This window comes from Fibrobacter sp. UBA4297, from assembly GCF_002394865.1.
GTDB lineage: Bacteria > Fibrobacterota > Fibrobacteria > Fibrobacterales > Fibrobacteraceae > Fibrobacter.
The window spans coordinates 44926-58147 of the sequence record NZ_DGUZ01000015.1; the positions used below are offsets into that span (position 1 = coordinate 44926).

9 protein-coding genes are annotated in these 13222 nt (G+C 46.3%); 2 read left to right on the forward strand and 7 right to left on the reverse strand.

What is annotated here, in order from left to right:
- Positions 1 to 159 precede the first annotated feature (159 nt).
- Positions 160 to 1422, reverse strand: coding sequence for an alpha/beta hydrolase (locus B3A20_RS07980; protein WP_290763366.1), 1263 nt, complete (start codon positions 1420 to 1422; stop codon positions 160 to 162).
- A gap of 335 nt (positions 1423 to 1757) precedes the next feature.
- Positions 1758 to 2327 (reverse strand): GTP cyclohydrolase I FolE, encoded by a 570-nt coding sequence (gene folE, locus B3A20_RS07985; RefSeq protein WP_072831026.1) that lies wholly within the window; start codon positions 2325 to 2327, stop codon positions 1758 to 1760.
- 355 nt (positions 2328 to 2682) lie between these two features.
- On the opposite strand from folE, the gene B3A20_RS07990 reads away from it, so the two are divergent.
- On the forward strand, positions 2683 to 3507 hold the full coding sequence (locus B3A20_RS07990) for a TIGR02147 family protein (protein WP_290763367.1): 825 nt from the start codon (positions 2683 to 2685) through the stop codon (positions 3505 to 3507).
- Positions 3508 to 3515: 8 nt separating this feature from the next.
- Positions 3516 to 5669 (forward strand): FISUMP domain-containing protein, encoded by a 2154-nt coding sequence (locus B3A20_RS07995; protein WP_290763368.1) that lies wholly within the window; start codon positions 3516 to 3518, stop codon positions 5667 to 5669.
- 41 nt (positions 5670 to 5710) lie between these two features.
- On the opposite strand, the gene B3A20_RS08000 is transcribed toward B3A20_RS07995, so the two are convergent.
- The 5 genes from B3A20_RS08000 to argA all read right to left on the reverse strand — a co-directional run bounded on the left by B3A20_RS08000 (position 5711) and on the right by argA (position 13213).
- On the reverse strand, positions 5711 to 6301 hold the full coding sequence (locus B3A20_RS08000) for a nitroreductase family protein (protein ID WP_290763369.1): 591 nt from the start codon (positions 6299 to 6301) through the stop codon (positions 5711 to 5713).
- A gap of 16 nt (positions 6302 to 6317) precedes the next feature.
- Entirely contained in the window at positions 6318 to 8528 is a 2211-nt protein-coding gene (locus B3A20_RS08005) for a hypothetical protein (RefSeq protein ID WP_290763370.1), read from the reverse strand.
- Positions 8529 to 8539: 11 nt separating this feature from the next.
- A complete protein-coding gene (locus tag B3A20_RS08010) occupies positions 8540 to 10216 on the reverse strand; it encodes a hypothetical protein (protein WP_290763371.1) in 1677 nt (558 codons plus the stop codon).
- Positions 10217 to 10222: 6 nt separating this feature from the next.
- Positions 10223 to 11656 carry a hypothetical protein gene (locus B3A20_RS08015; protein WP_290763373.1) on the reverse strand — a complete coding sequence of 478 codons (1434 nt, stop codon included), beginning with the start codon at positions 11654 to 11656 and terminating at the stop codon, positions 10223 to 10225.
- A 201-nt stretch (positions 11657 to 11857) separates the two neighbouring features.
- Positions 11858 to 13213, reverse strand: a complete 1356-nt coding sequence (argA, locus tag B3A20_RS08020) for an amino-acid N-acetyltransferase (protein WP_290763374.1) — start codon at positions 13211 to 13213, stop codon at positions 11858 to 11860.
- Positions 13214 to 13222: the final 9 nt, after the last annotated feature.

The window sequence follows — 13222 nt, forward strand, 5'->3', positions numbered from 1 at the left end:
ATACCCGCAAACTGTTTTCATGGATAATTATAAAAAATTGTATATGGAGATGCCCGCTCGGAGGCGGGCATGACAATAATATTTGCGGGCATGACAAGCATAAAACAAACACCTCGACCATGAAGATCGAGGCGCTTGGTGTTTGGAGTGTTTAAGTGATTAGAAGTTCTTGCACTGGGTCTTCCATTTGCCCTGCTTGCCGATGATGTTGCCATCAATATACTTGCCGCTATTACCCACGAAATCCGCCTTGCGGAAGTCTTCACCACCGAGATGCCAACGCATCCAGGCAACTGTTGCAGCCATGCCGTCCCAGGAGCCGGAACCGTGGCCGTAGCCGCCTTCGCTGTTACGCGGACCACCCGTCATTTCAATCAGGCAGGCTGGCGCCTTGACGTCGCGGTTGTTGTAATCGTTCTTGGCGTTATCCTTTTCCATGCCGACTTCACCAAAGAGGATTGCAATCGAGCGATCAGTCGCAACATTCTTTGCACCGGCACCGCCCCAGTCGCCACTATTGTTGAGGAACGCCGTGAGCACGCGCTTATCCTTAATGACAGCCTGTTCAGATTCAAGGCCGCCCATAGAGTGCCCGGAACAACCGACAACATTCATGTTGAGCTTTTCGTAAAGCGGGCTATTGCGGTCCTTGTTCTGCTGATCCATCCAGTCAAGAGCCTTGATTGCCTGGGACGCATTACCCGGAGATTCCTTAAGCGCAATCACCACAAAGCCATGCGATGCAAGCCTGCGAATCATGCCCTCGTAGGCACCCGGTTCAGTACCGCCACCTGGCCCCCATACGACAACACCGTGCTTCTGGTCGTTGGAAAGCTGTTCTGGATAAGCAAGGATGCCTGCGCCATCCCAACCGGTACGCGTCTTGTAGACAACCCTCATCTGATCCTTTTCTTCTTCCTTGCCACTTGCAAGGAAAATTCCCTTCGGCTTCGCCTCTTCGCTTGAACTCGATTCAACCTTTTTTTCTTCGGAGCTGGAGGAGCTTACGGCAGGAGCAGTCTCAGAACTGGAGCTTACGACCGGAGCCTTATCGGAACTGGAAGCCGGGTCCTGCACATCTGCACTGGAAGCCGGATTCTGTGCATCGGCACTAGAAGTGGCAATAGCATCGCTACTAGAGGTCAGAACCGGATTTGTATCCGGACCACATGCATCGGGCAAGCTGGAGGCTACACAAGGGTCTACCCAAGGATCATCCTGAGCCGAGCCCGTGGAGCTGGAAGAGATTTCAGACCCCGCGCCACCCTGGGAATCAGAACTTACACCCGGCTGGATTTCTTCAGCAGAGCTGGACGAAAAACTAGATATATTATTATTGAGTGCCGAAGTGGCGTCTTCGCCGCAATTCAAAAAAGCAAGCGAACTTGCCATGACCACAGCTTTTAAAATTTTCGATTTCATTTTTGTTCTCCTATTTTAACCCATAACCTCTATAGAAGGTATCTTTTAGATTCGTAAAACGCTCGCGTTTACAATAAAGTTCCGTGGATAAAAAATCCAAAGACCCCAGCCTACCACGCAAAAACGCCTCGACCAAATTGATCGAGACGCTTGGTTGTTGGAGTGTGGAAATTATTTCGCTAATAATAAAATACCTGAAAAATTTGCCCCAGACCATAGTTACGAACTACGTTTTATGGACAAAAAATCCAAGCACAAAAAAAAGCCCCAGCGCAAAGGCCAGGGCGATAAAATGTAACCAAAAGATTCCATGAGCGGGACCATGCCCGCGAAAGCTACCTTGGAGCGTAAATGCGGGACATGAATTCGGCGCGGGTCTTTTCGTCCGTCTTGAAACGGCCCAAAAGCTGAGTGGTCACCATGGTTGCACCCGGCTTTTTCACACCGCGCATCGTCATGCACATGTGAGAAGCTTCAAGAACCACGGCAACGCCCTTCGGCTGGAGCACTTTCTGAATGAGTTCCGCAATCTGGCGCGTCATGCGTTCCTGAATCTGCGGGAAGCGGGCATAAAATTCCACCACACGCGGGATTTTCGAAAGACCGACCACGCAATCACCCGGGATATAGGCCACGTGAGCCTTGCCCGTGAACGGCAAAAAGTGGTGTTCGCACATACTCGCAAACTCGATATCCGGCACAATGATCATTTCGTCGTACTTTTCGTGGAAACGCGTCTTGAGGATGTCCTCGGCCTTCATTTCGCCCGTAAGGCTTGTCATGAGCTCGGCGTACATCTTTGCAACACGCTTCGGCGTATCGATAAGGCCTTCACGGTTCGGGTCTTCGCCCATGCCTTCCAGAATCATCCGGAAGCCGTCTTCCATTTTCTTAAAATCCATCATGCGAGCAATTATAAAAAAATATCCAGTGTCGAGCAACCGTAACCGGGTTGAAATTGCATCACGGCTTTTAAATCCAGCAATTGCGCCAGCGAGCAAAAATCACTTTTTTACAAAGTAATAAGAACGTTTGCAAAGTCTTTCGCGTTTTGATTGTTAGACTATATGATACGCTATTTAATGATACACGAACGTATCATTATTAAAATTTCGCTTTAAAAAATAAAAAAAAATGATGTTTTTGCTCAAAAATTCGAGACTTTGTAATATTTTTTTATTGCCTTCAGAAATGTCGCGAAATTAAATTTATAGATGTCGGGGCGCATTGGTGCCAACTGAAAACGAAAGGAAAGTGAACATGAAGCCCATTCTTAATTATTTGGATTATCGTTGCTACATGCGCGATTTCTACGAGGAGCGGAAGAAGTCATCCGCGTTTTCGTGGAGGGAATTCGCCAAGCTAGCCGGATTCGTCTCGCCCACGTACTTGAAACTGGTGTGCGACGGAAAGACAAACTTGAGCAAGCCCGGCATTCAAAAAGTCGCGAAGGCTATGGGTCTCGAGGGATTCGAACGAACCTTCTTTGAAAACCTAGTGCAATTGGGCCATGTGAAAAGCGATGCCGAGAAGAAAACCGTGCTTGCAAAAATCCTGCAGTCGGCCAAGGAGAACAAGATGCACGTCCTGAATGCGGACGGTTTCCGCTTCTGTGAACATCCGGTGTGCCCGATTGTGCGGGAACTTGCCCCGCTGATGCCCGGCGCGCTTCCAAGCGAAATGGCCGCAAAAATCAATTCCGAGGTTACGGCGCTCGATGTCCGCGATACACTCCAGTTCTTGGTAAAGACAGGACTTCTAAAAAAGACGGGCGAGAATTCCTACAAGCAGACTTCGAAAATGGTGAAAATTTCGAAGGACGCCTTGCCCCTGACGGTACGCTCCATGAACCGCGAAATGGGCCGTCTCGGCTTTCTGTCGCTGGACAACACAGAAGTTGACGAACGAAGCGTCTCGGGCCTCACCATGGGCGTCGACGAAATTACCTACCGCCGTATCGAGCGCGAGGTGAACGAGTGTCGCCGCAAGGTAGCCGCCATCGCCGGCGAATGCAAAAAAATTAACCAGGTCTACCGCCTGAATCTGCAACTTTTCCCACTGACGAAGAAAGTCGATGAAACCTAGGGGAATGTATGAAAATGTTGAAAACTTTGAATAGCCTACCGATTGTCGCATCGTTCCTTGCCATCGCATTTTTCGACGCCTGCTCCGAAACCGAAAACCCGCAGGACGCCGGCGTTTGGGAAGACGAACCCGCCATTGCGATTAATGAAAGTTCGTCCAGTTCAGAAAATTCGTCTAGTTCACTTTTGGAAATCAAATCCTCGAGTTCTGTCGTGGAGGAAAGCAGTTCCTCGGTGAAAATGGAGTCATCAAGTTCATACAACGTCGGAATAAACTTTCCGATAAACCACGGATGCGGAATAGCACCCAAAGTCTACACAGACCCACTGGAAACAATGCCCACTGCGAAAGCAGCAAAGATAAAAGCGGGATCCGCCAAGGAGCCCTCGTACGCAGCCATTATGATGAAAGATGAGAAATATGGAGTCCTGAGCGCCTTTGTCGAAAAACGTCTCGAGGTTCTTGAAAAACAAGGAGCAGCACACGATTCCGCTTGGATACAGGCGGCAGAAGAACTGTTGCAAGAACTCGGTCTAGACTCCCTACTTGCCGATCGCCATATGCCGGTATATTATATGGAATATACCTTGTTCTACCTTTACGGAAGTGGCAGCAATCAATTGAAAGCGCATTTGGTCGACGATTTTGCCGACGGCAAGCTTGAACCGAAAAACTACTGCTTCAGTAATAAGCCTTACGATAAATTTGACCAAGTTGCCTTTAATTTCATGCCCATAGGATGCGTATACGATGAACACGAGATTTTGGACCCGGAAGCCATCATCAAGAACATCTGGCGCAAGTGCTCTGGAATGCCGTACTGCAGCGATGCGCTGGTCGGGAAGTTCAATAAAGACAGTTCACTAATTTGCAAAAGTAGCAGGTATTACGCTTATACCATAAATGACGATACCTATACCAATTGGGAAATAGCCTCACCACTGGATGTCGAAACGTCGGGAAACCCCTGCGACGCCGACGGCAAGTTCATCGTGAGCCGCAAGAACCCCGATCGCTCCTATATTTGCACAGCCGATAGTGGATGGGATTCAACAACGACCGTCAAGATCGAAATGAAGCAAATCCCGTGCGATACAGTAGGAGCATTGTTCAAGAGCAAACTGAATCCTGGAGGGGTTTATATTTGTAGGGATACCGTCTGGACCGGGGAATATCTCTGGAATCGAGAATATACCCTAAATGCATGGGACAAGGCGACTCCTTTTGAAGCCGAAGTCGCGGACGTTCCCTGTGAAAAAAATGGGGAAATGATAAAAAGCGTCGTGGCTCCGGATTCATTCCATATTTGTAGGGACGGCATTTGGGGATTAGCCACCCGCTTGGAAAGGGAAACCTACAAGATCCCATGCGACGAAGAGGGCAAACATTTCGAAAGCCAAGAACTCCAATCTATGTATTATGTGTGCCATGAAGGCAAATGGCATCAATTTGACGAAATCACTTGCGAAAATGGCGCAAGGTACTCTACGGCCAATGAAAAGGACAAAAAATACAAGACGAATTATGCCTGCAAAGACGGAAAGTGGTATTCAAGCAAAGACGAATCCTGGGAAATTCCATACGAACTTTATTTCAATCCCAACATTGAATACGGCTCGTTTTCAGATCCGAGAGATGGCCGCACCTATCGTACCATTGGCTACCGAGGAACAACATGGATGGCCGAAAATCTCAAGTATCAAGGAACTCCAGAAACCTTTGAAGTTGACAAAAAATACTGCAAAAGTGACAATTGCAAAAATTCAGGTTACTACTATACCATAAATGCTGCGGAACAAGCCTGCCCGGAGGGATGGAGATTCCCGACAAATAACGAAGTTGCACTTCTAAGTACTCCTGACGACTCAGAAGAAGTTAGTGTGTCCTCGACGCGAAAGTTGTTCAATGCATTGTTCTCACAGATGAATAGCTTGGGCCTTGGCTATGATGGATTGGATAAATATGGACTGAGTTTCACCAAGACCGGCCTATTTAATAGAGAAGTCTATGTGAATAGCGACTATCAGTACTTCTGGATCCAGGATACCGGAGAAAGTGAAATAACGCTAGCGGAAATAACAACCTACGCGATAGACTTGTCTAACAGATTCTACAGTGTCAGGAATGACATCAAGGCTCCCGTCCGCTGCGTCAAGGAATAAAAAAATAAATCCCGCGATTTTTAACCGCGGGATTACCTGTATTAAACAAACACGACTTCGTTGCCTGTGCGAGGAGTTTCCGCGCGGTTCGGAAGTCCCGATTCCGTATCGGCATAGCCAATCGCCACAGAAGCGTAAACGCGTTCATCTTCCTTAAGGCCAAGGCCGCGCAGGTATTCCAAAAGCGTCGGGTCTTCGTTCAGCCACTTGAGCTGATTGATATAGCAACTGCCAAGGTCAAGTTCGTTTGCAGCAAGCATCATGTTTTCGACAGCGCAGGCGACATCGGCCATGTTGTTGCCATATTCTTTTTTATTCGCAACGACGATAAGCACAGGCGCCGTATAGCAGAAAGAATAATTGCCCTTGCGCGAAAGCGTGATAGAATTCTTGAGGCTCTTGTAAAGGTCTTCGCGAAGTTCCATCGCTGCAAATGCGGATTGCACGAGTTCCTTGAGCTTTGCAATCACCGCCGCATCCGAAATCACAAAGAAGTGGTTACTCTGCGCATTGCCGCCAGTAGGTCCAAAGCGCCCTGCTTCGACAATGGTTTGCAATTTTTCAAGTTCAACAGGCTGAGCCTTGAACTTGCGCGTACTGCGGCGTGTCTTGATAGCTTCGAGTGTATTCATATTTTTAAATGTAATATTATTCTTCTGGCTCTTCAATGCCGGACAAATACCATGTGCCACTTGTCGTCGGAGTAAAACGATAAACCATCCCGTCAACATCCACGGTATAAAGCATGGTGCTTACGCGGGTTCCGCCTGCAAAACGGCTCAAGTCTAGCGGGTCCGGCAAAGAAACGCCTTCCCTTTCACGCAATTCAACTTTACCCCACCGAGTTTCGCTACCGGATTTAACGCAACTCCAAAGCGCCGAAGTTTCCTTGTTCCAATGCAAGCCCACATTCGAAAGTGTATCGCAGCTTCCTAGACTATCGCGATACACATAGCTGACAGATGTTACAGTATCAACATCAAACCACATGTTCAACGCAGTGCATCTATAGTATACCCCATCGTACCTTTTTACAGTATTGAGCAACGCCCAGGAACAAATATCACCCGCCTTTTCCGGAGCAGTAAGTTTTTCCTTGTCTACAGAATGCCACTTACCATCCTCGCACATGTAATATTCATCATCGTAAATTTTTTTCAAATAGTTATAGGGAACCACATTTTCACATGTATCCATGTTAATCACAGGAGCATTCGCTTCGGCACTATCGAGCTTACGCCATTTGTACACCACGCTGGAATCACTCCTTTTCAAGCCACTATTTTCGCAAATAAAATAATTCAAACTGTCCTTTGATATCTTTCTCAGTTGTTTTTCAGTGCACGGTTCACCCGCATAGACTGGCCACGGGATTTCGGCCCATACGCTATCGCCAGCAGCGTAATCCGCATAACTACGACATCCATAATAAATTCCAAGGTGTTTCCCCTTTTCATTATCCTTTGCACAATGGCCGATAGAGTATGTCAACGAATCCACCTCAAACCATTTTGTATTAATGCACTGCACATATAAATTATCCAGCTTTTTCGTATCGCCATAACCATTGGTATAGCACCCTCCGAATTTCGCGGTCGCTTTCGCTTCGATATACTTTGCAAAAGCCGCAGAATCTTTCCGGGAAATTTCCTTACCGGCATACTTATCGTTCCAGGCACAATTATCCGATTTGTCGCATTCGCAAATAAACAACGAATCCCTAGCATAAATAGCCACGCCATTCTTGGAACTCCCACAGGAACCATAATAGCTATCTAGCAGTTTATCATGGTGCACATTCTTTTTCCAGATATTCGAATTATTTTCACACAAATATTCATCGCCCTTGAACGAGACAATAGACTTCATATTACGCAGACACAGTCCAAGGGTATCCTCGATAGGATTTTTTAATCTCCATTGCGCATCATATCCGCTATAGCCATTTGGGTCATAATAAAAACATTTTCCATAGAACTTACTAAACTTCTTCTCGATTCTCACAAAATCTTTCGTCGTGAATTTCATTTCATAAATTTGGCTAAAAAAGTCCTTCTGCATATATTTCAAGTCCACAGCAGTATCCCTCGAAACACTCCGGAATACAGTCACGAGTGAATCTTCGTCAGGGACATTTTCAAAAGTCGAAAGCCATGCATCTGCCGCCGTAATAGCCATCGCCGTATCCACAAAGTTCTTCTCGGCATAGTAATCTCGCAACTTCTTAAAATCACTATAGAACAAACTATCCGAAATTTCGTGCCTGCAAATCACATACAAAAGCAAATCGCTAAACCCAAGGCCGTGAGAAGAAATTTCATACGTTTTGATTTGATTTGCATTGAGGCCAAACCGTTTCGACATTTCTTCCAAAACCGTATCTTCGGCATCTGTAAAACTGTAATTTTCCTGCTTTACAAAATGCTCGATACGCGAAGAAGCTAGCGCCATGTAAATATTCTGGCTGATGTTATAGTTGCGGCTATTCGAATTTAGGCGATGGTACTGCGTAAATTCCATCTTGGATTTTTCGTCATACGTAAACTCCGTTACAATTCTCAAAAGCGGATATTCAACATCCTTGGAATCCATGGTGAAACGATTTCCCTTCCAACTCGTAGAATCCTTCGACAACTCGATTGTATCTACAGCATTCAGTTGCCCATCAACAACTTCAATACGGACCATTGAAGGCTTCATCGTTGGCAAAAACTCAACCGCTACACTCACTGACGCCGGTGAATACTGGTATCCGTTTTCGTCCATTCGGGTAACAATTACGCCATCATCGTTATCGGAACAGGCGGCAAAATACAACGCCGCAAACATCGTCAAAACAGCACTTTTAAATTTCATCATTTCCTCCAAAATCATTTATCTTGTTTTTGCCAATAGTAATCGCAACCGGGATCAAATCGTATTTCAGGCACTACAACACCATCTTCATTTTTACACGCATCCGTTGCTTCACAGACAAAAGAAAAACCTTCATGTTCTACGACTTCGCCAAAATGTATATAATAGCATTCTTCCCCATAATATTCTGGAGCCGATATTTCCTTCCATATATTCAGCCACGCCAAGTAATGATCATCATACCGGCTCCCTTCACACGAATAGTAAGCTCCCAAATGTTCTGCTTTATCCCTTGAACAGCCTCCCAGATAATACGTCAGTGAATCAATCCGCACCCATTTACCTAATTGGCACTCGACAAAAACACTATCCAGTAGATATTTTTCGTCCGAAGAGGAATTGTTCGATCGGCAAGTTCCAAATTTTTGCACCCCCCTCGCATTCAAAACGGGCACATACAGCGAGTCACCTTCCCCGATATCCTTATTCACATACTTATCCGACCAAGAGCACTTATCACCTTTACATTCGCAGAAGAACAGTGAATCCTTCATATAAAAAAACTGATTTTTTGTCGCAGAAGAACCGCACTCCCCAAACCTGTATTTCAACAAAGTATCGATTTCGCTTTCGACTTTCCATATATTATCTTTTTCTTTGCACAAGTAATACGCATCGTTATATTCAGCAACGGTAGAAGTCTGCATCAGGCACAAGCCAAGCGAATCCTCAACAGGGTCCACCAATCGATAATAACACGTAGACGACCAACCTTCATTTTCGCAGGGGCAAACAAACTTGCGGCCATAAAACTCACTTTCTTTATTTTCTATTGCCACCTGGTTATTATAACTATTGCATGGCGGCATAGTCATTCCATACATACGTTCAAAAACACGACCATAATTGGCATAGCTGACAAACAAAGTATCTCTCGAGAAGCTCTTGAAAGTAGGCCTGTTATTTTTATCTTTGCCCGGAGCAAAAGTAGAAAGCCACGCATCCGCAGCACGGACAATCATTGAAGAATCGATTTTCCCCGTCTTGGCAAAATATTCATTCAGTTCCTTGTAATCGTCATAAAAAAAGCGATCCGAAATTTCGTGACGGCAGTAAAGGTACGGTTCATACAATTCCCAACGATTAACATAGTTAACATCCCTGAACCGGTATGTATTCCACGCATTAAAATCGGCCTTGAAAATATCCGTCATCTCGGAATACGCCTTTTCTTCGGCTTTAAAGAAATCATAACCCTCTTTCTGCACCAACGTTTCAATGCGCCCCACCGCTAGCGATGCATTGAGATTCAGTTTCAAGTCTTTGTTGGATTCACGCAAATGCACATACTGCGGGAACTCCACCTTCTTTTTCCCGTCCGAAAAGACCGCAACAAGCTTCACGTAAGGATTTTCATAATCACATTCAGAAACCTTAAAGACAAACGCATTCTTAATGGTCGAATCCAGAGCAACCTCGATAGAATCCAGCGAATTCAACATGCTGTCAACACGGATAACCTTTACGGATTCAGGAACCAAGGGAGGAGCGTATTCAATTACACCCTGCAACTCCGTAGGAGAATACCGGAATCCGACATCGTCATACCTCGCCAAGACATGTTCTTCACTTTCAGAACATGATACCAAGCTCAACAAGGCAAACAAAAGCCAGATTGCTCTCATTCTCATCACCTATTACTCCTCTTCATTCTCCACCAATTTCCACGAAACCCGGTAATCGCGACCGAGCCAGGTACAGCTCACGAATACGCTATCGATTTGCCTCACTTCACCATCCAATTTTTCCGAGCACTTGCCAAAAAGTTGGACCGCCCGCGCATTCAACACAGATGCATATAAACTATCATCTTTATTAAACGTACTATCGACATACTTGTCCGTCCAATCGCAACGGCTTAAGCTATCGCATTCACAGACAAACAGAGAATCACTCAAATAGCCCAACTCACCATTGGATATATAATGACCCTTACAATTTCCATACATCTTGTTCAAAATCGTATCGCGATTAGATTCCACGTTCCATACCGCGGAGCCGGACCTGCAGCGGTAATAAGCACCACTACTCACGGCAGCGGAATCCTTACTGTACAGGCACACTCCAACCGAGTCCTCTAGCAATGTCTGCATACGCCAAAAGCCAAGTCCCCTGTCATAAACAAAGGTACGCCCATTAAACGAACTGTACTTGTTTTTCAATTCAAAAAAAACGTCCTTGTATGTTCCAAATCCACTGAACTCGAAAGAAACTCCATACGCATGCTTAAAAAAGTTTTTATCGAATTGCCCTATGTTCACGACAGAATCTCTCGAAAGGCTCCTGTATTGAGTATTCCCATCATCATCGTCATAAGCAACAAATGTAGAAAGCCAGGCATCCGCCGACTTCGCCATCAAGGAGGAATCCGCAAGGCCACTCTTGGCAAAACTTTCTCGGTACTCCTTGAATGTACTATAGAAAACGCTATCCGAAATTTCGTGGCGGCAATAGATGTACATCAAGAGACCATTCAAGTTGGCCTCATTTCCCGCGTATTCATAAACATCGAAACGGTTCGAAAAAATGCTATTCCATACGGTGTTAAAATTTGTTACAAGAGTATAGGCAAACTGCATTTCTATCATCGTCCGAGTCATCGCCGAATCAAATTCGAGCCCCTGCTCCCGCATCAACGTTTCAATACGCCCAGACATCACCGCTTCGGGGAGGTTCAGCTCAATTTCAATATTGGAATCTCTCAAGCGCACATACTGAGCAAATTCCATCTTTGCATTTTTACCCAACGGAAATACCGGCGCAATCTTTACAAACGGATGTTCGTAATCACGATCGTCCACCTTAAAGGCATACTCCCCGTTATAATTCTTTTCAACAGGCACTTCAATAGAATCTACGGGATAAAGTTTTTCGTCAAGACGTACAATCTTGACTTTTTCCGGTTTCATGTTCTTGAGGTAATGGACCGTTCCGCGCATATACGCAGGAGAATATTGATACCCGTCTTTATCGTAGCGGGCGATGACTTCGTCACCGCCATCGACACTAGAACAGGCCACAATGCTCAAAAGAGCAAACAGCAGCGCAAAAGCCGCTTTTTTCATTTTCATTTCTCCCTATTTTCTGCAAATATACAAACTCTATTTAGAACAGAGTATATAAAACAGGCAATCCGGCCTAAAGGCCGGATGAAATGCTGAAAGGCGGAACTATTTAACAAGATGGCGATTCCCGATCATCCCCGTCATCCCCGTCATCCCCGTCAAGCGAGGACAGGCGTCGGGAATGACAATCGTCGAGATGCGCTCGGATTATTTATCCAGCGGAAGCATCAAGATACGGGACTTGCGCTTTTGATTGTAATGTTCACGCTTGGAAGGCGGGAGTTCGTCAACTGTACCATCTTCAAAACCAAGCTGGTAGAACCAATCAAGCGCCTGGGTCGTAAGTAAGAACAACTTCTTGTAGCCCTTCATGCGGCCAAGCGAAATCAGGTGACGCACAATTGCATCGCCAATGCCCGACTTGCGGTAGTTCGCACCGACAGCGATGCCAGCAACTTCGGCCATTCCATTTTCAAACGCATGGAGCGCACCGCAGCCGTGAACGCTATTATCAATGCTATAGACAACGTAATCATCCAGTTTTTCGGAAATAGATTCCTGCGTACGCGGCACAAGGTAACCTTTTGCAATGTAATCCTGCATGATACGGAGGATATCCGGGATGTCTTCGATAGTCGCCGGGCGGATACTGGAGTACTGGTTTGCGTACACCATGGTGCCGTCACCGCGGGCAGAGAATACTTCTTGCAGCACGCTGCCCTGGAATTCACCGCTCAACAAGTGAACACGGTTTGCGCCCGCTTCGCAAGCGTTAATGGCGTTCATCAGGTAATCCATCTGTGCAAAGTCAAGCACATCGGAATTGAGTTCCAGAAGTTCCTTCGCCTGGTCCACGTCCATCGCAGAAATAAGCCCGTTGTCCGTCGGTTCAAGATACTTCGTATTCTTGCCCGTCACAAGACCTTCGAGCTTGATGCCGCTTTCACTTCCGATAAAGAACAACTTCCCGACTTTAAGGTACTTGCAGAGTTCAGTTGCAAGTTCCGTACTCGAAATGTTGTAGGCACGCCCAATCTTATTCCAGCCAATCGGCGGGATGATCGGCACAAATTTCTCGTTCATGAGCTGTTCGAGCAAGTCGCGCTGGATGCGTTCAATACGGCCGGTGCGCATGTAGTCGACACCGTTGATGACGCCCATGCTGCGTGCCAAAATCCAGTTGCCCTGAATGCCGCTAAGCCCGCTCGCCGTGAGGTGGCTCATGATACGCTGAGCCACTCCCAAAGACGCCTGCTCCACAAGCGGGAGCGCCTCTTCGTTCGTGAGTCTCACGCCGTTATGGAATTCCGTTTCAAGGCCCCATGCCTTGAGCTGAGCGTCAATGCTATTTCGCGTGCCCGGCACGATAATTATACGGATGCCCGCCTTATGCAAAAGGGCGATATCGCGCATCAGCACGGGGAACATCGGATGGTCCATCAGGCTATCGTCAATCTTCAGGACAAAAAGCTGCCCCTTGAACCTATCCATGTAGCCAAACACTTCCCGGATGAATCCGGCAACTTCGAAGTGCTGAGAATAAAAATCAGACGCTGTACTCATGCGCTAAAA

Excerpts from the sequence above, each read along its gene's own strand:
- B3A20_RS07980 (WP_290763366.1), bottom strand. The coding sequence starts at position 1,422 with ATGAAATCGAAAATTTTAAAAGCTGTGGTCATGGCAAGTTCGCTTGCT.
- folE (WP_072831026.1), bottom strand. The coding sequence starts at position 2,327 with ATGATGGATTTTAAGAAAATGGAAGACGGCTTCCGGATGATTCTGGAA.
- B3A20_RS07990 (WP_290763367.1), top strand. The coding sequence starts at position 2,683 with ATGAAGCCCATTCTTAATTATTTGGATTATCGTTGCTACATGCGCGAT.
- B3A20_RS07995 (WP_290763368.1), top strand. The coding sequence starts at position 3,516 with ATGAAAATGTTGAAAACTTTGAATAGCCTACCGATTGTCGCATCGTTC.
- B3A20_RS08000 (WP_290763369.1), bottom strand. The coding sequence starts at position 6,301 with ATGAATACACTCGAAGCTATCAAGACACGCCGCAGTACGCGCAAGTTC.
- B3A20_RS08005 (WP_290763370.1), bottom strand. The coding sequence starts at position 8,528 with ATGATGAAATTTAAAAGTGCTGTTTTGACGATGTTTGCGGCGTTGTAT.
- B3A20_RS08010 (WP_290763371.1), bottom strand. The coding sequence starts at position 10,216 with ATGAGAATGAGAGCAATCTGGCTTTTGTTTGCCTTGTTGAGCTTGGTA.
- B3A20_RS08015 (WP_290763373.1), bottom strand. The coding sequence starts at position 11,656 with ATGAAAATGAAAAAAGCGGCTTTTGCGCTGCTGTTTGCTCTTTTGAGC.
- argA (WP_290763374.1), bottom strand. The coding sequence starts at position 13,213 with ATGAGTACAGCGTCTGATTTTTATTCTCAGCACTTCGAAGTTGCCGGA.